Origin of the sequence: Serratia sp. CY47280, from assembly GCF_052168655.1 — a bacterium.
GTDB lineage: Bacteria > Pseudomonadota > Gammaproteobacteria > Enterobacterales > Enterobacteriaceae > Serratia > Serratia bockelmannii.
Window position 1 is genome coordinate 473,253 of the sequence record NZ_JBJNMG010000001.1, and the last position, 23,518, is coordinate 496,770.

Below are 23,518 nucleotides of genomic sequence, written 5' to 3' on the forward strand. Positions count from 1 at the left end.
ATGCCGGTCGCATTCCGACGTTTGGCGGTGCCGTTTTCTGGTCGACAGAGAGAAGACAAGCTACCTGGCCTGAATTTCATGCACCAAATCGATAAATGCCTTGAGCCCCGGAGGAACATGTCGTCTGCCGGGATAATAGAGACGCAATCCGCCGAAAGCTGGGCACCATTCGTCCAGTACGCTAATAAGTCGACCTGATGCGATATCTTCACGGGCAAACCAATCTGAAACGAAGGCAATCCCCACACCGCTCAATGCGGCACGATGAATGGCGCGCATTTCATTCAATACAATGCGCGGCGGTACGTTGACTCGAAGTTTCTGTTGGTGGCGTTCCAATTCCCAATGGTAAATCCCTCCGTGTGACATACGCATCCCGACGCTTTTGTGCCGTAACAGATCCTCCGGCGATTGCGGTATGCCATGTTCAGCGAAATAGTCTGGTGTAGCGACCACCAACATGCGGATATCTCCCGTTAGCTCCACGGCGATCATGTCCTGCGGGACGGACTCCGCCAAACGGATCCCCGCGTCGTAACCTTCCGCCACAATGTCCACCATTCTTGATTCGCTGGTGATATCGAGCCGCATTTGCGGGTAACGCCGCAAATACGTTTCGATCAACGGTTCGTAGAGCAGGGAGACGCACTCCTGCGGTGCGCTGATGCGCAGCGTGCCGGTTGGCGCGTCGGGTTGGGTGGCGATCTCTTCTGATGCACGCCGAATCTCGGCCAGAGCGGGGGCGATTCGTTCTACATAACGCGCGCCCGCCGGCGTCAGGGCCACGCTGCGGGTCGAACGGTTAAACAGACGTATTTTCAGGCGGCTTTCCAACCCGGCCACCGCATTGCTGACGGCGGTGGCCGACATGCCTAATTGCCGTGCGGCGGCGCGAAAGCTTTGTCGCTGCGCCACCGCCAACACGACTTCCAACTCTGTCAGTCCACTGCGATGCATAGATTATCCCGATTATCGGTACAGTTCGTACAGGATAGACCCACTTATCGTATTGATCATCTGTTTCTATACTCGTTTGACTAATCGGAACATGTGGAGCGCACCATGCAAAAAATTGACAGCATTTATATCAACGGTGAATTCGTGACACCCCACGGTGAAGAACGCTTCACGCTGTTTAACCCGGCGACAGAAGACGTGATTGGCACTGTGCGTCTGGCGGACGAGGTGGATGCCGAGCGGGCGATTGCCGCAGCCAAGGCCGCATTTCCTTACTGGTCCAAGACCAGTAAGGCGGAACGCCTTGCCGTATTGCGCCGTATGCACAAAGCGGTTATGGCCCGTGAAGATGAGCTGATGGACGCCGTCGTGATGGAATATGGCGCGCCCAAAATTCGTGGGCGCTGGATGGCCAGCTACCCGGCGGACGCGATAGCTCAGGCGATCGACGCGCTGGAAAATTTCGAGTTTACGGAACAGGCGGGTAAGGCGCAGGTCATCATGACGCCTGTCGGCGTCGCCGGGCTGATTACGCCATGGAACAGCGATGCCGGGTTTATCTGCAACAAACTGGCGACGGCGATGGCGGCAGGGTGCACCGCGGTGATCAAGCCCAGCGAAATGAGCGCGATGCAAACGCGGGTTATCACCGAAGCGTTGCACGACGCGGGCATTCCTGCCGGGGTATTTAACATTATCACCGGGCGAGGCGAGGTGGTGGGTGAGGTCATTAATCGACATCCCGATATTGCCAAGATCTCGTTTACCGGTTCCACGGCGGTGGGCAAACATATCGTAGAAAGCGGTGCAGAATCGCTGAAACGGGTGACATTGGAACTGGGGGGCAAATCGCCGACGCTGATCCTGGACGATGCGGATGTCATGCAGGCCGTGCCTTTGGCGCTTGCCGCCGGTTTTATGAATAGCGGCCAGGCCTGCATTGCAGGCACGCGAATTCTGGTGCCGCGCAGCCGTCAGGCGGAGTTTGAACAGGCGATTGCCGACGCGGTAGGCAAAGTCCGGTCGGGCGATCCGCGCGATGAAAATACGGAAATCGGCCCGATGGTGAGCCAAAAACAGTGGCAACGGGTGCAGGATTATATCCGCTTGGGCGAGGAAGAAGGGGCGACATTGTTGGTTGGCGGCGTTGGCCGTCCATCGGGTATGGATAAAGGCTGGTGCGTGAAGCCTACGGTATTTGCGGGCAATAACCGGATGCGCATTGCCCGGGAAGAAATTTTTGGTCCGGTGCTGGTGATCATCCCTTACGACAATGAGGCCGAAGCGCTTGCGATCGCCAACGACACCGCCTACGGGCTGAGTGCGCTGGTGTTAAGCGGCGATCGCGAACGCGGGGTGCGGGTGGCGCAGCAGATTGACTCCGGGCGTGTTCTGCTGAACACGTTGGATCATGAACCTAAAGCGCCGTTTGGCGGTTTCAAACAGTCCGGGCTGGGGCGCGAGATGGGCAAATGGGGGATGCAGGCTTATCTGGAAGCAAAAACGTTGTTGGTGGGGTAACCCAGAGCCCATCGTCGTTATTGACATGTCCTGTTATGGGGAGAAAACGGCGCAAGAATCAAAGCAGACAACGGTTCCTTATCATCATTGTCATTGTCTTGCGCCTTTCCCCTTTCTATTAACGCTCAGCGGTTCACCACCTTGGCCGGCAGGGCCACCACCAGCAGCGAGCTGAGCAGCAGGCAGCCGGCGAAGGCCCAGAGCGCGCCGCCGCTCTTGCCGGTCAGATCCAGCGCCAGCCCCATCAGCGAATTGCTTACCAGCCCGGCGATGTTGGCCAGCGAACAGGCCAGCGCGAAGCCGGTCGCCGCCGCCGTGCCGCGCAGGAAGGTGGCCGGCAGGCTGAAGAACACCGGCACTGCGCCGATGATTGCCGCCTGGGCGATGGAGAACAGCAGCACCGTGGCCAGCGCATTGTGGGTGAAGAAGGTGCTGCCGGCCATCGCCAGCGCGCCGATGATAAACGGCACGATGATATGCCAGCGCCGTTCGCGCAGCCGGTCGGAACTGCTGCCGATCAGCAGCATGCCGAGCAGGGCGGCGACGCTGGGGATCGCCGTCAGGTAACCGATGGTGGTGATGTCGGTAACGCCGGCGGTTTTGATGAAGGTCGGCATCCAAAAGCCCATGGCGTAGGCGCTGAGCAGAATAGCGAAGTCGATGCCGCCGAGCATCCACACCTTCAGGTTGAAGAAGCCGTCGCGGAAGCTGTGCTTGCCGTGATCGGCCTCGGCGTCGTCGCGCGCCAGATCGTCGGCGATGCGCTGTTTTTCCTCGGGCGTCAGCCACTTGGCCTGCTGATAAGTGTTAGGCAACAGCCAGAAGGTCAGCACGCCCAACAGCACGCTGGGAATGCCCTCCAGCAAAAACAGCCACTGCCAGCCGTGCAGCCCGTGGCGCATGTCGAAATGGCCCATGATCCAGCCGGAGAGCGGCCCGCCGATCACGCTGGAGAGCGGCAGGCCGATCATGAACAGCGCGATGATGCGGCCGCGGCGATAGGTCGGGAACCACAGCGTCAGGTAAAAGAGCACGCCGGGCAGGAAACCGGCCTCCGCCACGCCGAGCAGAAAGCGAATGACGTAGAACTGGGTCGGCGTGGTGACGAACATGGTGGCGGTGGACAGCAGCCCCCAGGTGATCATGATACGGGCAATCCACATCTTGGCGCCGACGCGCTGCAGGATCAGGTTGCTCGGCACCTCGAACAGAATATAGCCGACGAAGAACAGCCCGGCGCCCAGACCAAAGGCCGCTTCGCTCAGCTGCAGCGCGTCGGCCATCTGCAGCTTGGCCAGCCCGACGTTGATGCGATCGAGGTAGGCCGCCAGGTAACACAGGCAAAGAAACGGGATCAGTTTCCAGGTGATTTTGCGGTACAGCAGCAGCGATTCTGCGTCCGCTTTCCCCGCCAGCGGGGTGTCGACAATGGCCATGATGTTGTCTCCAGGTGGTGCGTGTTGGCCTCCGCAGGAGGCGCCTGTTGTGTTTGCGTTGCATGGGCGCCGCCCTGTTTCGGGCGGTCGCGTGAGGCGCTGTCTGCGCCTTCGTTATTGTCGTTGCAGGTGAATCGTTGACTCATAACCGGTTCAGGTAGTCGAGCGCCTCCCGTTTGTGCACCACGTCGCCGTATTTGCTGTCGATGTCGAACAGGTTAGCTTCGTGCGGGCCGGGGTGACGATCGCCGACGCACTCGCGCACCACCATGGCGCGGAAGCCGTGCTGCACCGCGTCCACCGCGCTGGCGCGGATGCAGCCGCTGGTGGAGCAGCCGATCATCAGCAGCGTGTCGATCCCTTGCGCCACCAGCAGCGGCGCCAGCGCGGTGCCGAAGAAGGCGCTGGCGTATTGCTTGCTCAGCACCACCTCATCGGCCAGCGGCGCCACCGGCGGGCAGAACGCCGCCAGCGGGTTGCCCGCCACCATGTCTTTCATCACCGGCGCTTTCTTCACCCACAGGCCGCCATCGGCAAAATGGCCTGCATGATAGCGGATATGGGTGTGGATCACCGGAATTCCCGTTCGGCGCGCGCAGGCCAGCAGCTCGCGGCTTTCCTCGACCGCGCTCACCACGCCCGGCGCGAACAGCGGCGCGCCTTCGGTGGTGTAGGCCTGCATAAAATCGATCGCCAGCAGCGCCGGGCGCCGGCCGAAGCCGATGCGCTGGCCCCAGACGCCGCGGTAGTTGTCGCTGAGGGTGTCGTTCATTCTGCCTCCTCAATAGGCGCCGGACAGCAGGGCGCCGGCGCCGGGGACGATCGGTTCCAGCTCCAGCGCGGTCAGCATCGCGTAAGTGGTGGCGATGGCGGCGGTGATCACCGGTTTGCCGGTTTGGGCCTCTACCGTTGGGACGGCCGGCAGCGAAGGCATCTGCACGCAGGCGGACAGCACGATAGCATCGACCTCGCGTAAATCCATCTCGGCGACGATCCCCGGCAGCCTGGCCGGATCGTGCCGGCCGACCTCGAGGTTGTCCGGGATCTCCAGCGCGCGCCACACCTTGACCTCGATGCCTTCGTGCTGGATGTAGTCCACCACCAGCTGGGTCAGCGGTTTCATGTAGGGTGCCACCAGCGCGATGCGTTTGGCGCCGATCACCTTCAGGCCGTTGACCAGCGCGCCGGCGCTGCTGATAACCGGCGCGGCGGCCTGATTGTCTTTCGTCACCTGCGCCAGCCGGGCCTGCGATTCGCGGTGATAGCCCAGCCCCATCGCCATGATGGCCACCAGGCAGGCGTAGCCGAGCACGTCGACCCGCGCGTCGGACAGCTCCAGCGCGCAGCGATCGGACTCGGCGTCCATCGCCGCCAATTCTTCTTTATTGACGTGTTTCATGCGCATGCGGCTGGAGTGAAAGGTGAAACGCTCCGGGCGTATCAGCTGGCGCGCGCCCAGCATCGCCGGGATCTCGGTTTCCATCGTGGTGTTGGAGCTGGGCACGATCTGGCCGATGCGGTAGTGGTTGCTCATGTCGGTGTTCCTCAGTTAATCCAGAAAATCGCCCAGGGCGCGGAAGAAGCCGTCGAAATCGTCCCACGGGATCATGTGTCCGGCGTTCTCGACCTCGACGATGGCGATCTCCGGCTGTAGCGCGCGGATCTCTGCCCGGTCTTCGGGCTGAATGACGCCGCCTTTGCCCGCGGCCATCAGCAGCGTCGGCATGGTCAGCAGCGGGTAGTCACGGTGGCTGTCCACCTGATGAAAATCGTCGTAGGCGCGTTGGATCGCCGGCTCGTAGCAGGTGTGCAGCCACTCGGCGCGCAGCCGGCGCTGCTCTTCGCTCCAGGTTGGGCAAAAGGCGCGCATCTGCTCGGCGCTCATGCCCGGCAGCGACTGCCGGATGGAGTCGGCGTACCACGGCCATTGGCCGGGATAGGCGCGGCGGCCGGGGCCGGAAACCGGCGGATCGACCAGCACCAGCCGCCGCACGCCGGCGGGCTGCAGAGCGGCGGCGCGCAGGGCGAAGCGGGCGCCCATCGAATGGCCGAGCAGGGCGTAACTGTCCAGGTTCAACGCAGCGGCGAAGGCGTTGACGTCCTGCGCGCAGGTCTCTGCGTCATAAGCCAGTTCCGGGCCGCTGGACGACAGACCGCGGCCGCGCACGTCGAGCACGTAGACGTCGTATTTTTCCCCCAGCCGCTCGGCGACGAAGCCCCAGGTGATCGCCGGGCTGGTGATGCCGGGGACCAGGATCAGCGCCGGGCCGTGGCCGCCGTAGCGCAGATAGTGTTGGCGAATGTCGTTGGCGTGAACGTGGGCGCCGTAGAGGAAGGTGCTCATGCGGCGTTCTCCGATTTCAGCGCTTGCGCGTACAGGTCGTAGCCGTAGACCCAGGCCGGATCTTCCTGGGTGCGCAGGAAGGTGTTGGCGTTGGACACCGCCTGCACCCGGGAGGCGCGCTCCTTGCGGTTGGCTTCATACAGCTGGAAGGCGGTGCGGTAGTCGCCGAGGCCGGTTTCCTGCAGGCAGCGGGTCAGCATGGCGGCGTCTTCGATCGCCATCGCCGCGCCCTGCGCCATGTGCGGTTTCATCGGGTGGCAGGCGTCGCCGAGCAGCACCAGACGGCCTTCGCTCCACAGCGGCAGCGGTTTGCGGTTCAGCAATGGCCATTTGGTGACCTGCTCGCTGGATTCGATCAGCGCCTGCACGATCGGGTGGTAGCCGGCGAAGGTCTCGAACATTTCTTCGCGGCTGCTGTCGATGAAGCTGCCCTGGAAATCCCAGGCCGGGTGCGGCACGCCGCTGACGTAGTAATACTCGTCGCGCCGTTGGGTGGTGTAGTAGACCATCAGATGGCGATCCGCCGACCACCACTTCACGCAGTCTTCGAACGTCAGGTTGTATTTCGCCAGCTTCTCGCCGCGGATCAGCGCGCGGTGGGCCACCCAGCCGCTGTAGGTCGGCGCTTCAGCGCCCAGCAGGTGCTCACGAATGCGCGAATTGATGCCGTCGGCGCCGATCACGATGTCGGCGTGGGCCGAGGTGCCGTCGACGAAGTTCAGCACCACCTCGTCACCGCGATCTTCAATTTTGCTCAGGCATTTGCCGAAGTGCAGGGTGCCGGGCTGCAGCGCGGAGAGCTGCAACGCCTGCAAATCGCCGCGGTGCACCGTCACATAGGCGGCGCCGTACTCCCGGCGGGCGAAGGCGCCCAGTTCGATGCGCGACAGGTAGTCGCCGCTTTCGGCGTCGCGGCTGAACCAGAAATCGGGATGAGACGCCATCTGCTCCAACCGCTGCTCAATACCGAGACGGCGGAAAATCTTCAGTACGTTCGGCCCCATGTGAATGCCGGCGCCAAGGCGTGAGAACGCCGGGCTCTGTTCATACAGATCGACGGTAAAGCCGGCTTTTTGCAGCAGCCCGGCGGCGGCGGCGCCCCCCAGCCCGGCGCCGACGACGGCGATGCGTGGTTGTTTGCTCATCATGTTTCCCCTGTCTGTTGGCTTTTTTCAGCGTAGGCCCAACGCGTGGCTGGACGATCGATTTATAGTGTATGCGCTAGATAACGCAAAGTTGCAAAAGTGTTAAATCAGATCTCGCTCACGCTAATTGACGGCGTATTACTGTTAAACTCATGTTAATCACAGGATTGATGCGGGATGAAATAGGACTTTCTTATGGTGGATATTCGCAGCTTGCTTTCCTTTGCTTTTTTGACTTAGATGAAATGAGTGTGTTCACTTTAAATTGTTTGAAAAATCACCGCCGCCTTGCGGGCGTCGGTCACCCTTGACGAGACAGGAGACAGGCCATGGCGGTCAATGAAACCCAGTTGGTACAGCTGTTCGAGCAGGTGCTTACGCTGTCGAAGGTTGATGCTTCGCAGAGCGTGGCGATTTTGAAAAGCCATTATTCCGATGCGCGCACGGTGCGCGCCGCGACCGACGCAGCGCTGCGGCTGGGCGCCAAGGTGTATGCCGTCGAACTGCCGGCGTTCAACCATCCGCGAGCGATGGGCAACGACATGACCGCCTATTGCGGCGATACCGCGCTGACCGGCAATCTGGCGGCGCAGCGTGCGCTGGAGGCCGCCGACCTGATCGTCGATACCATGATGCTGCTGCATTCGCCGGAGCAGGAACAGATCCTGAAAACTGGCACCCGCATCCTGCTGGCGGTGGAGCCGCCGGAGGTGCTGGCGCGCATGTTGCCCAACGCGGAGGACAAGGCGCGGGTGCTGGCCGCCGCCGCCGTGCTGGAGCAGGCGAAGCTGATGCAGGTGACCTCCGCCGCCGGCAGCGATTTCCGCGCGCCGCTGGGGCAATACCCGACGGTGACCGAGTACGGCTATGCCGATGAACCGGGGCGCTGGGATCACTGGCCGAGCGGTTTCCTGTTCACCTGGCCGAATGAGGAGCAGGCGGAAGGGGTGCTGGTGCTGGAGGTCGGCGATATCTTGCTGCCGTTCAAAAGCTATGCGCGTGAACGCATCACGCTGGAGATCGAACAAGGGTTCGTTACTCGCATTCACGGCGGCTTCGAGGCGGAATACCTGCGCGAATACATGAAATACTTCGACGATCCGGAGGTGTACGGCATCTCGCACATCGGCTGGGGTCTGCAGCCGCGCGCCCAGTGGACGGCGATGGGTCTGCACGACAAGAACGACGGCATGTGCATGGACGCGCGCGCGTTCTACGGCAACTTCCTGTTCTCCACCGGGCCGAACACCGAAGTGGGCGGCACGCGCAAAACGCCTTGCCATATGGATATCGCACTGCGCCGCTGCGACATTCGCCTCGACGGGCAAACGGTGGTGGCGGACGGGGAAGTGGTGGCGCCGGAGGCGTCGCGCGTGCGCCGGGCGTAATCGTTGCTGCCAACGGCGGGGGTTTGTACTATTCTCGTGGATTCCATAGATGGTGAGAGTAACGCAATGACGCCCCCCGAATACCCGTCAGCCGTGAGCGGCCAACCCGAAAATTATCATTTTACCGAGCAAGTCGGGCACCTGCTGCGCAAGGTTTATCAGCGCCACGTGGCGATTTTCCAGCAAAACGTCGGCGATTCGCAGCTGACGGCGGTGCAGTTCATCACCCTGTGCGCGGTGCGCGATATGGGGCCGAGCTCACTGACCGAACTGGTGCAGGTGACGGCGGTGGATCAGGCCACCATACGCGGTATCGTCGAACGGCTGAAGGCGCGCGATCTGATCACGGTAACGCCGGATCCGATCGATCGGCGCAAGGTGGTGGTCGGCCTGACCGACGCCGGCGCCGTGCTGCTGACGGAAACGGTGCCGCAGGCGGCGAAAATCACAGAGCTGACGTTCGGAACGCTCAACCCGGCCGAACGGATAGCGCTGATATTCCTGCTGAATAAAATGCTGGAAGATCCGCCCACCGGCTGATTCGCCCGAGCAACGTCGGTTGCCTGGTGGTCGGTGGCGAGAGGCCAGCCCATAAGACCATCACATGCAGGCGGAGACGCGAACAATGGCGATATCTGAAGTGCAATCGCCCAGGGAAGGCGCGAAAACCACGCTGACGGAGCATCCGCTGATGCTGTCGGTGAACGGCGAACAGCTTCATGCGCAGGTGATGGCGGATACGCCGCTCTTGCTGGTACTGCGCAACGATCTGGCGCTCAACGGCCCGAAGTACGGCTGCGGCCTGGGCGAATGCGGTGCGTGTACCGTGTTGATCGACGGCGTGGCGGCGCGCTCCTGCGTGATCCCGGCGCTCGGCGTGTCCGGCCGGGCGATCGTGACCCTGGAAGGCCTTGGCGATCGCCAGCGCCCGCACCCGGTGCAGCGTGCCTTTATCGAAGAGCAGGCGGCGCAATGCGGCTACTGTCTCAATGGCATGATCATGACCACCAAAGCCCTGTTGGATCGTAATCCCGCCCCGAGCGAGGCGGAGATCCGTCAGGCGCTGTCCGGCAACCTGTGCCGCTGCGGCACCCATCTCGAAATCCTGCGTGCGGTTCAGCGCGCCATCATTCTCTGCCGCGATGAGGACGCCCACGCCCATGACTGATTCCCGTGTCCCATCGCCGAGCCAGGCCGACTTGCTGCAGCGCGACGGCGTGCTGCTGATCGTCGACAGCGTGCAACCGCCGCCGGGACTGGTGCCCAAAGGGCAAACGCCGGTGCTGAAGCCCAAAGAGCAGGGGCTGTTTATCGCCCTGTGCGGCAGCGGCGAAATCTATGCCTTTAACGGCCATGTCGATCTTGGCACCGGCGTGCGCACCGCGCTCGGGCAGATCGTCGCCGAAGAGCTGTACCTGCGCATGGATCAGGTGCAAATGGTGTTGGGCGATACCGAGCGCGCGCCGAATCAGGGCGCCACCATCGCCAGCGCCACGCTGCAGATCTCCGCCGTGCCGCTGCGCAACGCCGCCGCCGAAGCGCGCCGTTGGCTGTTGCGCCAGGCGGCGCAGCGCTTCGATGCGCCGGTGGAACAGCTGACGCTGGAGGAGGGCGTGATCCGCAGCCCGCAGGGGCAGGCGCTCAGCTACGCCGAGCTGGTGGCCGGCGGTCATGTCGAGCTGTCGATTTCCGGCGACGCGCCGCTGAAACCGCAGGCGGAGTATCGCCTGGTGGGCACCAGCACCGCGCGCGTCGATATTCCGGCCAAGGCGACCGGCGAAACCACCTACGTACACGATATGCGCCTGCCGAACATGCTGCACGGCCGGGTGGTGCGGCCGCCCTATGCCGGCTACGACAGCGGCGAATTTGTCGGCACCAGCCTGCTGGCGGTGGACGAAACCTCGATCGCGCATATTCCCGGCATCGTCAAACTGGTGGTGATCGGCGATTTCATCGGCATCGTCGCCGAGCGCGAAGAGCAGGCGATCAAGGCGGCACAGGCGCTGCAGGTCAGTTGGAAAGACTGGCGCCGCAATTTGCCGCAGATGACCGACGTGGCGCAGGCGCTGCGCGACAATCCGCACTCGACCCGGGTGGTGCACGATACCGGCGATGTGGACGCGGCGCTGGCGGCGGCCGACAGGCGCTTCACCCGCAGCTACCTGTGGCCGTATCAGCTGCATGCCTCGATAGGCCCTTCCTGCGCGCTGGCGGACTATCGGCCGGAGCGCCTGCAGGTCTGGTCAGGCAGCCAGAATCCGCACCTGCTGCGCGCCGATCTGGCCTGGCTGCTGGAATACCCGGAAGCGCAGATCGAGATCGTTCGCATGGAGGCGGCCGGCTGCTATGGCCGCAATTGCGCCGATGACGTCTGCGCCGACGCGGCGCTGCTGTCGCGGGCGGTGGGCCGGCCGGTGCGGGTGCAGCTGACCCGCGAGCAAGAGCATGTGTGGGAACCGAAGGGCACGGCGCAACTGATGGAGGTGGACGGCGGGCTGGACGCCGCCGGGCACCCGGTCGCCTACGATTTTCGCACCTATTATCCTTCCAACGGCGCGCCGACGCTGGCGCTGTTGCTGACCGGCCGCGTCGAACCGCTGCCGGTGGCCTATGAAATGGGCGACCGCACCTCGGTGCCGCCATACGAATATCCGTCGCTGCGCGTCAGCATCGAGGACATGGCGCCGATCGTGCGCGCCTCCTGGATGCGCGGCGTTTCCGCCTTGCCCAACACCTTCGCCCACGAGTCTTATATCGATGAGCTGGCCCACGCCGCCGGCGTCGATCCGCTGGAGTATCGGCTGCGCTACATCCATGATGAACGCGCCAGTGAACTGATGCGCAGCACCGCAGAACGCGCCGGCTGGACGCCGCATACCGAACCGATGCAGACCCCGGCGGAAGACGGCGTGCTGCGCGGGCGCGGCTTTGCTTATGCCCGTTACATCCACAGCAAGTTTCCCGGCTTTGGCGCGGCCTGGGCCGCCTGGGTGGCTGACGTGGCGATCGACAAAGCCAGCGGCGAAGTGGCGGTAACGCGCATCGTGGTCGGCCACGACGCGGGCATGATGGTTAACCCGGACGGCGTGCGTCACCAAATCCATGGCAACGTATTGCAATCGACCAGCCGGGTGTTGAAAGAGCGCGTTACGTTTGAGGAATCGACGGTCTCTGCCAAAGAGTGGGGAGCTTACCCGATCCTGACCTTCCCGGAGGTGCCGGAGGTGGACGTGGTGATGATGCCGCGCCCTTACGATCCGCCGCTGGGCGCCGGGGAGTCGGCGTCGGTGCCCAGCGCGGCGGCCATCGCCAACGCGGTGTTCGACGCCACCGGCATTCGTTTTCGCGAGCTGCCGATCACCTCGGACAAGCTGCGTGAGGCGCTGAACGGGCCGGATGCCGAGCGGCAGGCCGCCCCTCCCACGAAAAAGAAGCGCGGCAAATGGTGGTTCGGCGGCGCGGCGGGGCTGTTCGGCGCGGTGCTGGGCATCGCCGGCAGTGCCTTGCCGTGGCGGGCGGAGATCGCGCCGGTGGCGACGCCTGGCGCCGGCACCTGGTCGGCCGCCACGCTGGAGCGCGGCCGTCAGTTGGCCGCCGCCGGAGACTGCGCGGTTTGCCATACCGCGTCGGAAGGGGCGACCAACGCCGGTGGGTTGGCGATGGCGACGCCGTTCGGCACGCTCTACAGCACCAACATTACCCCGGACGTGGCAACCGGCATCGGCAACTGGTCGTTTACCGCATTCGATCGGGCGATGCGTCAGGGCATCGCCCGCGACGGCCGCCACCTCTATCCGGCATTTCCTTACACCGCCTTCAGTAAAATGACCGACGGCGACATGCAGGCGCTGTACGCTTATCTGATGTCGCAACCGGCGGTGCGCCAGAGCAATCCGGCCAATCAGATGCGCTTCCCGTTTAACCTGCGGCCGCTGATGGCGGGCTGGAACGCGCTATTCCTGCGCCAGGGGGAATATCAACCCGATCCGCAGCAAAGCGCGCAGTGGAACCGCGGCGCCTATCTGGTCAACGGCCTTGGCCACTGCGCCGCCTGCCATTCGCCGCGTAATCTGCTGGGGGCGGAAAAGGGCGGCGCGGCCTTCCTGGCGGGAGGGATGGTGGACGGGTGGGAAGCGCCGGCGCTGAATCAATTGGCCAATGCGGACAAGCCCTGGACTGAGGAGCAGCTGTTTCAGTACTTCCGCAGCGGGCATTCCGCCGAGCACGGCGTGGCGGCCGGGCCGATGGGGCCGGTGGTCAGCGAACTGGCGACGTTGCCGCAGAGCGATCTGCGGGCGATGGCCAACTATGTGATGTCGCTGAGCACCAAGGCGACGCTGAATGTGGAACCGCAGGCGCAGTTGGCGGCCCGCGCGTTGCCTGCGGGTCAACTGGCGGGCGAGCGGTTGTTTCAGGGCGCTTGCCAGGCCTGTCACAGCGCCGCCGCCGGCGGGCCGCAGCTGTTCGGCGTCAGCCCGGATCTGGCCAATAACACCAATATCTTCAGCGATCGCCCCGATAACCTGATCAAGGTGATCCTGCAAGGGATCCCCAAACCGGCCACCGCCGAATTGGGCTTTATGCCGGGCTTTAAGGACAGCTTTTCCGATCGGCAGGTGACGGCGCTGGTGAATTATCTGCGCCAACGCTATGCCGGCGACAAACCGGCCTGGCGCGACGTGGAGGCTCAGGTGGCGCGGCTGCGCGCAGAGCCGGGCACGCACTGAGCTGCCTCAGGCTTGGCGCAGGAACGCCACCAGCCGCTGCGCCGGCAGCGGCAGCTGCGCCAGGTCACGCACCGCGATCGACAGACGCCGGGTCGCCCACTCGTCCGTCAGCGGCAGGGCGCTGTGCCGAATTTGCGGATGGCGTTGGGCGCTCTCTTCCGGCACCACCGCTAGCCCGGCGCCGCGCAGCACCATACGGCAGATGGCGTCGAAATGAGCCGTGCGCGCCCGCAATCGCATCGGGCCGCCGCTGCGTATCGCCAGCTGTTCCAGATGCTGTTGCAGCGCACTCTCTTCCGGCAGGCCGATGAAATCAAAAGGCAGGGCGTCCGCAAAGCTGAGCGTGCGGCGGCCGCTGAGCGCATGCCCCGGCGGCAGCGCCAGCACCAGACGATCCTGGCGAAAAGGGTAGCTTGCCAGCCCACGCAGATCGGCGTGGTCCGCCACGATGCCGATATCCGCCGCCCGTTCGGCGATCGCCAGCGCGATGGCCGGGCTGGGCAGCTCCTCCAGCGCGATGTCGGTGTGCGGGTGCAGCACCAGAAAATCCGCCAACAGCTCCGGCAAAAAAGCGTCGGCGGCGACGGTATTGGCGACGATGCGCAGCTGGCTGCGCTGGCCCGGCGCGAACTCGGCCATATCACCCCGCAGCCGGTCGCGCTGTTGCAGCAGCACGCGCGCGTGTTGCAACAGGCGCTCACCGGCGGGCGTCGCTTGGACGCCGCGCGGATTGCGCGTCAACAGCGCCACGCCGGCCTGTTGTTCCAGCCCGCGCATGCGGGCGCTGGCGGCGGCCAGCGACAGCCCGACGCGCTCGGCGCCGGCGGTGATGCTGCCGGTTTCGAGCACCGCCACCAACAGCCGCAGATCGATAAAGTCAAAATGCATGCGTTCTTCCTCTGTCTTTGCCGCAGGCAGGCTCTGCCATTGCCGCATTGTGCTGCGGCGCGGCGCTGGCCACAATCGAGCCGTTGATTCGCCATAAGGATAGACGCATGTCGCTGACGTTACTCGAGATTATCGCCCTGACGGGCATTTTTACGCTGGCCGGCACGGTCAAAGGGGCGATCGGTCTGGGGTTGCCGACGGTGTCGATGGGGTTGCTCAGCCTGATGATGCCGCCGGGGCAGGCCGCCGCGCTGCTGCTGTTGCCCTCGCTAATCACCAACCTGTGGCAGTTGCTGTGCGGGCCGCGGTTGGGGGCGCTGTGCCGGCGGCTCTGGCCGATGATGCTGTGCGTCATGCTGGGCACGTTATTGAGCGCCGGCGCGCTCACCGCAACCGATGGCCGCCTGGCGCCGCTGGCGCTGGGCGTTTGCCTGATCGGCTATGCGCTGTTGGGATTCACCCGTTTCGACTGGCGCGTTTCCGCCACGGCAGAGCCTTGGCTGGGGCCGCTGTGCGGCCTGGTGACCGGCGTGCTGACCGGCGCCACCGGCGTATTCGTCATACCGGCGGTGCCCTATCTGAACGCATTGGGCCTGGCGCGTGACGATCTGGTGCAGGCGCTGGGGCTGTCGTTCACCGTCTCGACGCTGGCGCTGGCCGCCGGATTAGCCTGGCATCAGGCGCTGCCCGGCGCGTTGCTCGGCGGTTCGCTGTTGGCACTGTTGCCGGCGCTGGGCGGCATGTGGCTGGGGGAGAGGGTGCGTCGTCATTGTCGCCCGCAGCTGTTCCGCCGCCTCTTCTTTATTGGGTTATTAATCTTGGGCGTTGAGATTATTTGGCGATTCAATTAATTGAATCGATAGCATCTGCGTGTAATTAGGTTCGGTATATTATTCTGGATTTTATTCCAATATGATTATTTTCAGCAGTGAGAATACACCTTCAGTCATTCTTGTCAAAAAATAGCCCTTATGACAGCGGTTCCTGCGCCAGTGGTTTCTGGGGAATGGCAGTTCTACAGGAAATGGTTATGGCGGCAATGGCACTGGACCGAGAGAGGCCAGAGAATCCAGAACCAAACGCTAATTAACAGCTGCAATCCCAGCACAGAAGTAAAATTCTGTGCTTTTATGGGGTATATGATGAATAAATATGTTGTTTTTATAAAGAGCGATGAATCAAGGGTGCAGAGAAAGGAAGTGGTTACACGAGAAATAATTAAAGATATGAAGCAGAAAGGGTTCAGAAAGCATCATATTGAAGTAGAAGCTGAGAACGAAAATGATGCCATTAACCAACTAAATAAGAACAGCAATGACTATTTGGACTCATTGAGAAATTTTTCCGGTGATTTATTGTTTTGCTCTGTTTGCGTCATTGTTATGGTCATGGTTTATTTATTCAATTGAGCCATAATCCAGTTTTGAATCATTCATTTTTTATACTATCCGATTGCCCGCTAAAAACCCAATAAGGCTCAGGCCTGCGGGCCGCCCAAAATGGTCTCCCACATGCCGGCGAGAATGCGTTTGCCGATTTCGCTCTTCAGTCTTCATACCCGCCGTGGGTGATAGCCATGTCTTTGCCGTGCGCCACGTCGCAGCGTTTGCGTGCCTTCAGCACCAGATCTTGATAACGCAGCAGGGTGTCTTCGATGCCCTGCGAGTGGGTCTGAACGGCGATGGGGCAAGGCGATTTTTGCTGCCCGCTTCCGCTTTCAATTTACGGCGCGGCGCATTGCGCGATATTCTGGTTTTCTGATGGGCTAACGGCGGATGAGGGAACCATGATTGACAGCCAGGTGTTTGAACAACAAAGCCTCGACAATCTGCTGAGCTATTGGCGGCGCCATCGCCGCCTGCCGGGCGCGCGCTATCCGGCCGGGCCGACAGACAGCCTGTGTGACGTGCCGGGCGTCAGCGTCGGGCATCACACCTTGGCCGACGGCGAATGCCAGACCGGCGTCACCGCCATCGTGCCGCCGGGCGATCTGTTCAACCAACCGTTGCCGTGCGGCAGCGCGGTGCTCAACGGCTTCGCCAAGCCGCTGGGATTGGTGCAATTGAATGAGCTGGGGGAGTTGCAAACGCCGATCCTGCTGAGCAACACCTTCGCCGTCGGCACGCTGTTCAACGCCATGGTGCGGCGCAGCTGTCTGCGCTACCCGCAGATCGGCCGCGGCAGCGCCACCATCAACCCGCTGGTGCTGGAGTGCAACGACGGCTACCTCAACGATATTCAGGCGATGGCGGTGCGTGAGGAGCACGTCTTCAGCGCGCTGGATAACCATTCCACCCGCTTTGCGCGCGGCAGCGTCGGCGCCGGGCGCGGCATGAGCAGCTTTGGCCTGAAGGGCGGCATCGGCACCGCCTCGCGTTATTGCCCGGGGCTTGGCACCACGCTCGGCGTACTGGTGCTGGCCAACTTCGGCACCCTCGACTCGTTGACGCTGAGCGGCGTGCGCGTTGGCCCGGCGCTGGGCAAGCTGTTGGCGGATCCACCGCCGCAGGTGGACGCCGGTTCGGTCATCATCATCATCGCCTGCGATCGGGCGCTGGACAGCCGGCAGCTGAACCGCATCGCCCGCCGAGCGGGCGCGGGTCTGGGGCGGGTGGGCAGCCATTGGGGGCACGGCTCCGGCGACATCGCGCTGGCGTTCTCCACCCGGTTGCTGGGAGCCACGCTGCCGGACGAACGGCTGGAGCCGCTGTTTGCGGCGGCGGCGGACGCCACCGAATACGCGGTGTTGGATGCGTTGCTGAGCGCCGAAGGCGTTAGCGGTTTTCAGCAGCATGCGCGCGCAGCGCTGGGCCCGCTGCTCGATCGGCTGGCGGCAAATCAAATAACGGGAGCCTGATGTGAAGGTCTTTATCTCTGCGGATATCGAGGGTATTGCCGGCGTGATGCGGCCGGAGCAGTGCAACCCGGCCCATGCTGACTATGCGGTGGCGCGCGAGCTGATGGAGCAGGAGGTCAACGCCGCCATCGACGGCGCTTTTGCCGGCGGCGCCACCGAGGTGACGGTGGCCGACAGCCACGCCATGATGCAGAATCTGCGCGCCGATCGCATCGATGCGCGGGCGCGCCTGGTGCAGGGCAAGCCGCGCGGGCTGTCGATGGTGGAAGGGCTGCAGCATCAACGTTACGACGGCCTGATGTTTATCGGTTATCACAGCGCCGCCGGCGAACGCGGCGTGCTGGCGCATACCATCAACGGCCGGGCCTTTTATCGCGTCAGCCTGAACGGCGAGGTGGTAGGCGAAAGCGATCTGTATGCGGCGATGGCGGCGGAGTTGAACGTGCCGCTGTGGTTGGTGAGCGGTGACGACGAGCTGCAACGTTGGATCGCTGAACGTTATCCGCAATCTGGCTATGTTTGCGTAAAACGCGCCCTCTCGCAAACCGCCGCCGAATCGCTCAGCCCACAGCGGGCGCGGGCGGAGATCCGCGAGCGGGCGATGCAACAGGTGCGCCAGGGCGCCAGACTGCCGGTGGAGCGCCGTTTTATGCCACCTTACCGGCTGACGCTGATGGCGGCCAAACCGGTGCTGGCGGATCTGTTCAGCCTGGTGCCTGGCGTGGAGCGCCAGGACGCGCTGACCGTGGCCTTCGACAGCGACAACATGGCGGCGCAAATCAACCTGCTCAGCGTTTTCTCCTATCTGGCGACGACGCAGAGTTGACCCCGGTGCGGGTGCCTGCCCGCACCGCACGATTCTCCAATAGAAAAACCCTCTTCAACATTAAGTCTACTGGATAATAGGCTACGCTAATTATTGCTCTGTTGCGCTATATCACCTGACGGGCGCAACAAGCCATTCCCATAACAAGATTTGTTTCGCCGAAGGCAGTGACGCCTTCGGTTTTTTTGGAGTCATGAGCAATGAGCATATCCCAAGTTCCGCTTTCGCGGCGGCGGTTTATCGTCGGCGCCGGGGCGTTGGTGATCGGCGCCTATCTGCCGTCCACCGGCGCGCTGGCGCGTTCGGCTGCCCCGATCGCCTCCGGCGCGGCGGCGTTAGACGCCAACGCCTTCGTTCAGATCGGCGCCGACGGCGTCGTCACCGTCATCAGTAAACACACCGAAGTGGGCCAGGGGGTCTATACCGGCATGGCGACGCTGGTCGCCGAAGAGCTCGATGCCGACTGGGCACAGGTGCGGGTCGTGGCCGCGCCGGTGGACACCAATGTCTACAAAAACCTGGCCTTCGGATTCCAGGGCACCGGCGGTTCCAGCTCGGTGGCCAATGCCTATGAGCAAATGCGGCGCATGGGCGCCATGGCGCGCGCGCTGTTGGTGCAGGCCGCCGCGCAGAGCTGGAAAACCTCGGCGCAGGAAATCACCGTGCAGGCGGGCAAGATCCGCCATGCCGCCAGCGGGCGCGAAGCGGGCTTCGGCGAATTCGCCGCGCTGGCCGCCACGCTGCCGCCGCCCGATCCCGCCAGCCTGACGCTGAAGGATCCGGCCAATTTCACCCTGATCGGCAAAACGCGCGGTTTGCACCGCGTCGATTCGCTGGCGAAAACCAACGGCAGCGCGCAGTTCTCGCAGGATATCCACGAGCCGGGCATGTTGACCGTCACCATCAAAAAACCGCCGCGTTTCGGCGGCAAGGTGGCGACGTTTGACGCCGAACGCGCGCTGGCGGTACCGGGCGTGGTGGCGGTGAAACAGGTTGCCACCGGCGTGGCGGTTTACGCCAACAATACCTGGGCGGCGATCCAGGGGCGGGACCGGCTGCGGGTCACCTGGGACGACGCGCAGGCGGAGCGACGCAACACCGAGGAAATCTACGCCGAATTCCGTCAGGTGGCGCAGAAAACCGGCGTGGTGGCGAAGAGTCTTGGCAAGCCGGACGAGGTGTTCGACAAGGCCGACAAGGTGATCGAGGCCGAATACACCTTCCCGTACGTCGCGCACGCGCCGATGGAGCCGCTGGACGGCTATCTGTTCTGGGACGGCGAGAGCGTCAAGGCGCGCTACGGCTGCCAAATCCAAACGCTCGACCACAAGCAGCTGTGCGATCTGTTCGAGTTGCCGCCGGACAAGGTACAGATTGAAACCATTCTGGCGGGCGGCAGCTTCGGCCGGCGCATCGATTTAGGCAACCCGACGCTGGGGCCGGATCTGGCGGCCGACATGGCGGCGGCGGCCAAAGGCATCGGCCCCGGCCACGGCGTGAAGGTGGTGTGGACGCGCGAGGACGACATCCGCAACGGCTGGTATCGCCCGATGATCCTGCACCGCCTGCGCGGCGCCATTCGGGGCGGCAAGGTGGTGGGCTGGACCGATACCGTGGTCGGCCACTCCTGGACGCGCCACAGCGCGATGGATGCGCTGGTGGTCAACGGCCTCGATCAGATGATGGTCGAAGGCGCCAGCGAGGTCTCATACACTTTCGAAGCCTTCCGCTGCGATGCGCATATCGTGCCCGGCAAGGTGCCGACCACCTCGCTGCGGTCGGTCGCCAGCACCCACACCGGCCATGCGGTGGAGAGCTTTATCGATCAGCTGTTGCAGGAAACCGGCCAGGATCCGGTCGAAGGGCGGCTGGCGCTGATGGGCGATGCGCCGCGCGCGGCGGGCGTGCTGCGGGCGGTAGCGAAAGCCGCTGACTGGCAGGGCGCTAAAGTGGTAGACGGACGCGCGCGCGGCGTGGGCGTCGCCAAGGCGTTCGACACCTATGTGGCGCAGGTGGCCGAGGTGTCGATCGGCGAAGGCGGCATCCCGAAAGTGCATAAAGTGTGGTGCGCGGTGGATTGCGGCGTGGCGGTGAACCCCGATGTGATCCGCGCGCAGATCGAGGGCGGCATCGGTTACGGCCTGAGCCTGGCGCTGTACGGCAATATCACGCTGAAAGACGGCGTGGTCGAACAGTCCAACTTCAATAACTTCCGCCCGTTGCGCATCGATGAGATGCCGGAGATCGAGGTGATCATTGTGCCCTCGACCGAGAAACCGACCGGCGTGGGCGAGCTGGGGGTGCCGACCATTGCCCCGGCAGTCGGCAACGCGCTGGCGCTGCTCGGGCGGCCGCGCACCTCGCTGAGCCTGCCGCTGCATAATCCCACTGCGAATCCGGCGTCTGACAAGGAGAGAACCTGATGATTCAATTAACCGTAAACGAGCAGCCGCTGACCTTCGAGGGCGATCCGCACATGCCGCTGCTGTGGTTCTTGCGTGACGAAGCCGGCCTGACCGGCACCAAATTCGGCTGCGGCATCGCCATGTGCGGCGCCTGTACCGTGCATCTGGACGGCGTGCCGGTGCGTTCATGCATGACGCCGGTCTCCGCCGCCGTCGGCAAAAAAATCACCACCATCGAAGCCGTGGGCGCCACGCCGGAAGGCAAGGCGGTGCAGGAAGCCTGGCTTGATCTGGACGTGGTGCAGTGCGGTTACTGCCAGTCCGGCCAGATCATGAGCGCCAGCGCGCTGCTGGCGCAAAGCAAGAACCCGAGCGATGCGGACATCGACGCGGCGATGGGCGGCAACGTTTGCCGTTGCGCCACCTATGTGCGCATTCGCGCCGCCATCCACCAGGCCGCCAAGGCGTTGGGTTAGGGAGAGATGCGATGAGCAATGCCTTGAAAGGGCTGTTATGGCTGATTATCGCCGTGGTGGTGTTGGCGGGAGGATACGCGCTGTATACGCTGCTGCGGCCCACCGGCGCTGAGCCTGCGGCGCCGATCGCCGGGGCGCCGGCCGGCATCACCGACAAACTGGCGCGCGGCGAGTACCTGGCGCGTGCCGCCGACTGCGTGGCGTGCCACACCGCGCCGGGCGGCGCGCCTTATGCAGGCGGCTTCGCCTTCAAGTTGCCGTTCGGCACCATTTACGGCACCAACATCACCGCCGACAAGGAAACCGGCATCGGCAACTGGAGCGACGATCAGTTCGTGCGCGCGGTGCGTGAGGGCATCGGCCCACAGGGCAACCTGTATCCGGCGATGCCTTATACCTCGTACACCGAACTGAGCCGCGATGACGTGCTGGCGATCAAGGATTATCTGTTCAGTCTGCCGCCGGTGAAACAGGCCAACCCGCAAAACGAGCTGTCGTTCCCGTTCAACCAGCGTTGGGGCATGAAATTCTGGAACCTGGCGTTCTTCCAGGAGCAGCGTTTCGCGCCGGATCTCAACAAGGATGAACAGTGGAATCGCGGTGCCTATCTGGCGACGGCGCTCGGCCACTGCGGCGAGTGCCATACGCCGCGCAATCTGGGGTTTGGTCTTAACCAGAGCAAGCACCTGAGCGGTGAAGTGGTGCAGGGCTGGTTCGCCGCCAACATCACGCCGGACAAACAGACCGGCATCGGCGGCTGGAGCGACCAGCAGCTGTCGCAATATCTGGCCACCGGCCATGCGCCGGGGCGCAGCAGCGCCGCCGGCCCGATGGCGGAAGCGGTGGAAAACAGCCTGCAGTTCCTGACGCCGGAAGATAATCTGGCGCTGGTGAAATACCTGCGCGACATCGAACCGATTGCCGGCGATGGCGCCGCTGCGGTGAATCTGCAGCCGAAGGGCGCGGGGGCTTCCACCCCGATCCTGCCGGGCGGGCAAGACAGCTCGCTCGGGCGGCGGATGTTCGCCAACGACTGCAGCGGCTGCCACCAGTGGAACGGGCCGGGCCGCCAGAGCGAGTACGCGTCGCTGGTGGGCAGCACGGCGGTGAACGATCCGCAGGGGCGCAGCGTGGTGCAGGCTATCCTGAAGGGGACGAGCATCAGCGTCGGTGAGCGGCATGAGATGATGCCGTCGTTCGGCAGCGCCTATTCCGACGAGGAAGTGGCGGCGGTCGCCAACTTCGTGGTCGGCCATTTCGGCGACAAACAGGGCAAGGTCACCGCCAAACAGGTGGCGGAGCAGCGCAAGCAGTAAAGAAAGCGGCGAGGGAGATTCTCCCTCGCCGCGGCGTCAGCGGCTGCGCCGCGACATCACCCGTTTGTCTTTCGGTCTATCCTGCCAGTCCTCAACCTGATTATTGAAGTTGTCCGCCAGCAGGTAAGCCGGGGTTTTCGCCAGCCAGTCGGACAACGAAATATCCTGATAAATGCCGTTGTCCATCACGATCAGTACCTTCAAATCCTCATCGCCGATGTTCTCGATGTAATGGCCGAAGCCCTGCGGCACGTAACCGACGTCCGAAGGGGCGTACTCTTCCGTCTGCGCGTGGCTGTGCGAGCTGAACACCGTCATCCGGCCTTTGCCGGCAATATAGTATTGCCATTCGTTGGCGTTGGGGTGCCAGTGCAATTCCCGGATCGCGCCGGGTTTCACGATCTCGATGATGCCGGTCATGGTGGTGGAAATAGGAAATTCTTTCGACGACACCAAATGGACGCTGCCGGCGTCATTTTCAAAGAACGGCTTTTGCTTCATTAATTCATAGCGGTGGGTCAGCGGGGCATTATTTAATCCGCCGTCGCTTTTCGGCAATGGCAAGGCGGGCGGAACGGCGCCGCCGACAATATACGCTTCGCCCTGTTTGGCCTTGGAAAATACCGCCGCCGGCATGTCGACGCTTTTTTCCAATACCTCTTTCGGCATATGCGCCACCCAGTCGGTGATGCTGAAGGTACCGAATTCGGAGAAATGCCCGTTATCGAATGCCAGAATAAAATGCGCGCCGTCCGCCAGCGCCTGAATGGAATGGCCATAGCCTTTCGGGAAATACCAGACGTCGCCGGGGCCGAAATCCGCCACCTCACATTTTCCCTCGGGATCGAGGATGGTGATGCGCGCATGGCCTTCCAGCATGAATGCCCATTCGGCGGCGATGGCGTGCCAATGCAGTTCGCGCACGCCGCCCGGCTCCAGCGTCATGTCGACGCCCGCCACGCCTTCGGAGATCGGGAATTGCTCGACGGTGGCTTCGCGTGCCCAGCCGTTGGGCAGGCTGCGTTTTTTGCTGTCGGTGAATTTGTATTTATAGAGATGCTGCGCATCGGCAGGCGGCTGATAGCTGCTGGGAGGCACGATATTACGATGGTCGTCGGCAGCGGCATTTTTGGCGATGCCGCCGATCATGCCGGCGGCGGCCGCGCTGACGGCGGAGACTTTCAATATATCACGACGCGATAGCATAGCATTTTCTCCAATATAAACCG

At 63.2% G+C, this 23,518-nt stretch carries 20 protein-coding genes and 1 pseudogene; 12 read left to right on the forward strand and 9 right to left on the reverse strand.

Annotated features, from left to right (window positions below; translation table 11 throughout):
• Positions 1–60 precede the first annotated feature (60 nt).
• A complete protein-coding gene (locus tag ACJ8J4_RS02380; protein WP_025302737.1) occupies positions 61–957 on the reverse strand; it encodes a LysR family transcriptional regulator in 897 nt (298 codons plus the stop codon).
• A 105-nt stretch (positions 958–1,062) separates the two neighbouring features.
• On the opposite strand from ACJ8J4_RS02380, the gene ACJ8J4_RS02385 reads away from it, so the two are divergent.
• Positions 1,063–2,478, forward strand: a complete 1,416-nt coding sequence (locus ACJ8J4_RS02385) for an aldehyde dehydrogenase family protein (protein WP_025302738.1) — start codon at positions 1,063–1,065, stop codon at positions 2,476–2,478.
• A gap of 125 nt (positions 2,479–2,603) precedes the next feature.
• On the opposite strand, the gene ACJ8J4_RS02390 is transcribed toward ACJ8J4_RS02385, so the two are convergent.
• The 5 genes from ACJ8J4_RS02390 to ACJ8J4_RS02410 all read right to left on the reverse strand — a co-directional run bounded on the left by ACJ8J4_RS02390 (position 2,604) and on the right by ACJ8J4_RS02410 (position 7,406).
• The gene (locus ACJ8J4_RS02390; RefSeq protein ID WP_016927840.1) at positions 2,604–3,914 is read right to left on the reverse strand and encodes an MFS transporter; all 1,311 of its coding nucleotides are present in this window, start codon (positions 3,912–3,914) and stop codon (positions 2,604–2,606) included.
• 142 nt (positions 3,915–4,056) lie between these two features.
• A complete protein-coding gene (locus tag ACJ8J4_RS02395; protein WP_033634448.1) occupies positions 4,057–4,686 on the reverse strand; it encodes an N-carbamoylsarcosine amidohydrolase in 630 nt (209 codons plus the stop codon).
• 9 nt (positions 4,687–4,695) lie between these two features.
• Entirely contained in the window at positions 4,696–5,448 is a 753-nt protein-coding gene (locus ACJ8J4_RS02400; RefSeq protein WP_015377793.1) for a maleate cis-trans isomerase family protein, read from the reverse strand.
• A 15-nt stretch (positions 5,449–5,463) separates the two neighbouring features.
• Positions 5,464–6,258, reverse strand: a complete 795-nt coding sequence (locus ACJ8J4_RS02405; protein WP_049295535.1) for an alpha/beta fold hydrolase — start codon at positions 6,256–6,258, stop codon at positions 5,464–5,466.
• A complete protein-coding gene (locus ACJ8J4_RS02410) occupies positions 6,255–7,406 on the reverse strand; it encodes an FAD-dependent monooxygenase (protein WP_033645813.1) in 1,152 nt (383 codons plus the stop codon). Before ACJ8J4_RS02410 ends, ACJ8J4_RS02405 begins: the two co-directional genes overlap by 4 nt.
• A gap of 326 nt (positions 7,407–7,732) precedes the next feature.
• Here ACJ8J4_RS02410 and ACJ8J4_RS02415 point away from each other — a divergent pair, with 326 nt between their 5' ends.
• From ACJ8J4_RS02415 to ACJ8J4_RS02430, 4 genes are all read left to right on the forward strand, one after another.
• Positions 7,733–8,791 carry a 2,5-dihydroxypyridine 5,6-dioxygenase gene (locus tag ACJ8J4_RS02415; protein ID WP_025302742.1) on the forward strand — a complete coding sequence of 353 codons (1,059 nt, stop codon included), beginning with the start codon at positions 7,733–7,735 and terminating at the stop codon, positions 8,789–8,791.
• Between the two features lie 66 nt (positions 8,792–8,857).
• A complete protein-coding gene (locus ACJ8J4_RS02420; RefSeq protein ID WP_089180871.1) occupies positions 8,858–9,331 on the forward strand; it encodes a MarR family winged helix-turn-helix transcriptional regulator in 474 nt (157 codons plus the stop codon).
• Positions 9,332–9,416: 85 nt separating this feature from the next.
• Entirely contained in the window at positions 9,417–9,959 is a 543-nt protein-coding gene (locus ACJ8J4_RS02425; RefSeq protein WP_038873997.1) for a (2Fe-2S)-binding protein, read from the forward strand.
• Positions 9,952–13,521 carry a molybdopterin-dependent oxidoreductase gene (locus tag ACJ8J4_RS02430; RefSeq protein WP_264383933.1) on the forward strand — a complete coding sequence of 1,190 codons (3,570 nt, stop codon included), beginning with the start codon at positions 9,952–9,954 and terminating at the stop codon, positions 13,519–13,521. The genes ACJ8J4_RS02425 and ACJ8J4_RS02430 overlap by 8 nt, the downstream gene beginning before the upstream one ends.
• A 6-nt stretch (positions 13,522–13,527) precedes the next feature.
• Here ACJ8J4_RS02430 and ACJ8J4_RS02435 read toward each other — a convergent pair whose 3' ends face one another.
• Complete coding sequence (locus tag ACJ8J4_RS02435; protein WP_197812655.1) at positions 13,528–14,409, reverse strand: LysR family transcriptional regulator; 882 nt, start codon at positions 14,407–14,409, stop codon at positions 13,528–13,530.
• 107 nt (positions 14,410–14,516) lie between these two features.
• Here ACJ8J4_RS02435 and ACJ8J4_RS02440 point away from each other — a divergent pair, with 107 nt between their 5' ends.
• Together ACJ8J4_RS02440 and ACJ8J4_RS02445 are read left to right on the forward strand one after the other, a co-directional pair.
• The gene (locus tag ACJ8J4_RS02440) at positions 14,517–15,260 is read left to right on the forward strand and encodes a sulfite exporter TauE/SafE family protein (protein WP_261463979.1); all 744 of its coding nucleotides are present in this window, start codon (positions 14,517–14,519) and stop codon (positions 15,258–15,260) included.
• Between the two features lie 291 nt (positions 15,261–15,551).
• Positions 15,552–15,818: a hypothetical protein gene (locus tag ACJ8J4_RS02445; RefSeq protein ID WP_043143311.1), complete on the forward strand. Its 267-nt coding sequence runs from the start codon at positions 15,552–15,554 to the stop codon at positions 15,816–15,818.
• Between the two features lie 68 nt (positions 15,819–15,886).
• On the opposite strand, the pseudogene ACJ8J4_RS02450 reads toward ACJ8J4_RS02445, so the two are convergent.
• Positions 15,887–16,086: pseudogene (locus tag ACJ8J4_RS02450) on the reverse strand (FAD-dependent urate hydroxylase HpxO); the annotation flags it as partial.
• A gap of 109 nt (positions 16,087–16,195) precedes the next feature.
• On the opposite strand from ACJ8J4_RS02450, the gene ACJ8J4_RS02455 reads away from it, so the two are divergent.
• From ACJ8J4_RS02455 to ACJ8J4_RS02475, 5 genes are all read left to right on the forward strand, one after another.
• On the forward strand, positions 16,196–17,266 hold the full coding sequence (locus tag ACJ8J4_RS02455; RefSeq protein ID WP_264383934.1) for a P1 family peptidase: 1,071 nt from the start codon (positions 16,196–16,198) through the stop codon (positions 17,264–17,266).
• A gap of 1 nt (position 17,267) precedes the next feature.
• Positions 17,268–18,092, forward strand: coding sequence for a M55 family metallopeptidase (locus tag ACJ8J4_RS02460; protein WP_043143230.1), 825 nt, complete (start codon positions 17,268–17,270; stop codon positions 18,090–18,092).
• A gap of 200 nt (positions 18,093–18,292) precedes the next feature.
• Positions 18,293–20,515: a xanthine dehydrogenase family protein molybdopterin-binding subunit gene (locus ACJ8J4_RS02465; RefSeq protein WP_049207190.1), complete on the forward strand. Its 2,223-nt coding sequence runs from the start codon at positions 18,293–18,295 to the stop codon at positions 20,513–20,515.
• Positions 20,515–20,973 carry a (2Fe-2S)-binding protein gene (locus ACJ8J4_RS02470; RefSeq protein ID WP_025302752.1) on the forward strand — a complete coding sequence of 153 codons (459 nt, stop codon included), beginning with the start codon at positions 20,515–20,517 and terminating at the stop codon, positions 20,971–20,973. Before ACJ8J4_RS02465 ends, ACJ8J4_RS02470 begins: the two co-directional genes overlap by 1 nt.
• Before the next feature lie 11 nt (positions 20,974–20,984).
• Positions 20,985–22,289, forward strand: coding sequence for a c-type cytochrome (locus tag ACJ8J4_RS02475; protein ID WP_025302753.1), 1,305 nt, complete (start codon positions 20,985–20,987; stop codon positions 22,287–22,289).
• Between the two features lie 36 nt (positions 22,290–22,325).
• On the opposite strand, the gene ACJ8J4_RS02480 is transcribed toward ACJ8J4_RS02475, so the two are convergent.
• Entirely contained in the window at positions 22,326–23,495 is a 1,170-nt protein-coding gene (locus tag ACJ8J4_RS02480; protein WP_142590408.1) for a cupin domain-containing protein, read from the reverse strand.
• Between the last annotated feature and the right edge of the window lie 23 nt (positions 23,496–23,518).

Coding starts and splice junctions, on each gene's coding strand:
- ACJ8J4_RS02445 (WP_043143311.1), top strand. CDS start 15,552: ATGAATAAATATGTTGTTTTTATAAAGAGCGATGAATCAAGGGTGCAG.
- ACJ8J4_RS02425 (WP_038873997.1), top strand. CDS start 9,417: ATGGCGATATCTGAAGTGCAATCGCCCAGGGAAGGCGCGAAAACCACG.
- ACJ8J4_RS02455 (WP_264383934.1), top strand. CDS start 16,196: ATGATTGACAGCCAGGTGTTTGAACAACAAAGCCTCGACAATCTGCTG.
- ACJ8J4_RS02440 (WP_261463979.1), top strand. CDS start 14,517: ATGTCGCTGACGTTACTCGAGATTATCGCCCTGACGGGCATTTTTACG.
- ACJ8J4_RS02385 (WP_025302738.1), top strand. CDS start 1,063: ATGCAAAAAATTGACAGCATTTATATCAACGGTGAATTCGTGACACCC.
- ACJ8J4_RS02430 (WP_264383933.1), top strand. CDS start 9,952: ATGACTGATTCCCGTGTCCCATCGCCGAGCCAGGCCGACTTGCTGCAG.
- ACJ8J4_RS02410 (WP_033645813.1), bottom strand. CDS start 7,406: ATGATGAGCAAACAACCACGCATCGCCGTCGTCGGCGCCGGGCTGGGG.
- ACJ8J4_RS02435 (WP_197812655.1), bottom strand. CDS start 14,409: ATGCATTTTGACTTTATCGATCTGCGGCTGTTGGTGGCGGTGCTCGAA.
- ACJ8J4_RS02475 (WP_025302753.1), top strand. CDS start 20,985: ATGAGCAATGCCTTGAAAGGGCTGTTATGGCTGATTATCGCCGTGGTG.
- ACJ8J4_RS02465 (WP_049207190.1), top strand. CDS start 18,293: ATGAGCATATCCCAAGTTCCGCTTTCGCGGCGGCGGTTTATCGTCGGC.
- ACJ8J4_RS02470 (WP_025302752.1), top strand. CDS start 20,515: ATGATTCAATTAACCGTAAACGAGCAGCCGCTGACCTTCGAGGGCGAT.
- ACJ8J4_RS02480 (WP_142590408.1), bottom strand. CDS start 23,495: ATGCTATCGCGTCGTGATATATTGAAAGTCTCCGCCGTCAGCGCGGCC.
- ACJ8J4_RS02420 (WP_089180871.1), top strand. CDS start 8,858: ATGACGCCCCCCGAATACCCGTCAGCCGTGAGCGGCCAACCCGAAAAT.
- ACJ8J4_RS02380 (WP_025302737.1), bottom strand. CDS start 957: ATGCATCGCAGTGGACTGACAGAGTTGGAAGTCGTGTTGGCGGTGGCG.
- ACJ8J4_RS02405 (WP_049295535.1), bottom strand. CDS start 6,258: ATGAGCACCTTCCTCTACGGCGCCCACGTTCACGCCAACGACATTCGC.
- ACJ8J4_RS02400 (WP_015377793.1), bottom strand. CDS start 5,448: ATGAGCAACCACTACCGCATCGGCCAGATCGTGCCCAGCTCCAACACC.
- ACJ8J4_RS02390 (WP_016927840.1), bottom strand. CDS start 3,914: ATGGCCATTGTCGACACCCCGCTGGCGGGGAAAGCGGACGCAGAATCG.
- ACJ8J4_RS02395 (WP_033634448.1), bottom strand. CDS start 4,686: ATGAACGACACCCTCAGCGACAACTACCGCGGCGTCTGGGGCCAGCGC.
- ACJ8J4_RS02415 (WP_025302742.1), top strand. CDS start 7,733: ATGGCGGTCAATGAAACCCAGTTGGTACAGCTGTTCGAGCAGGTGCTT.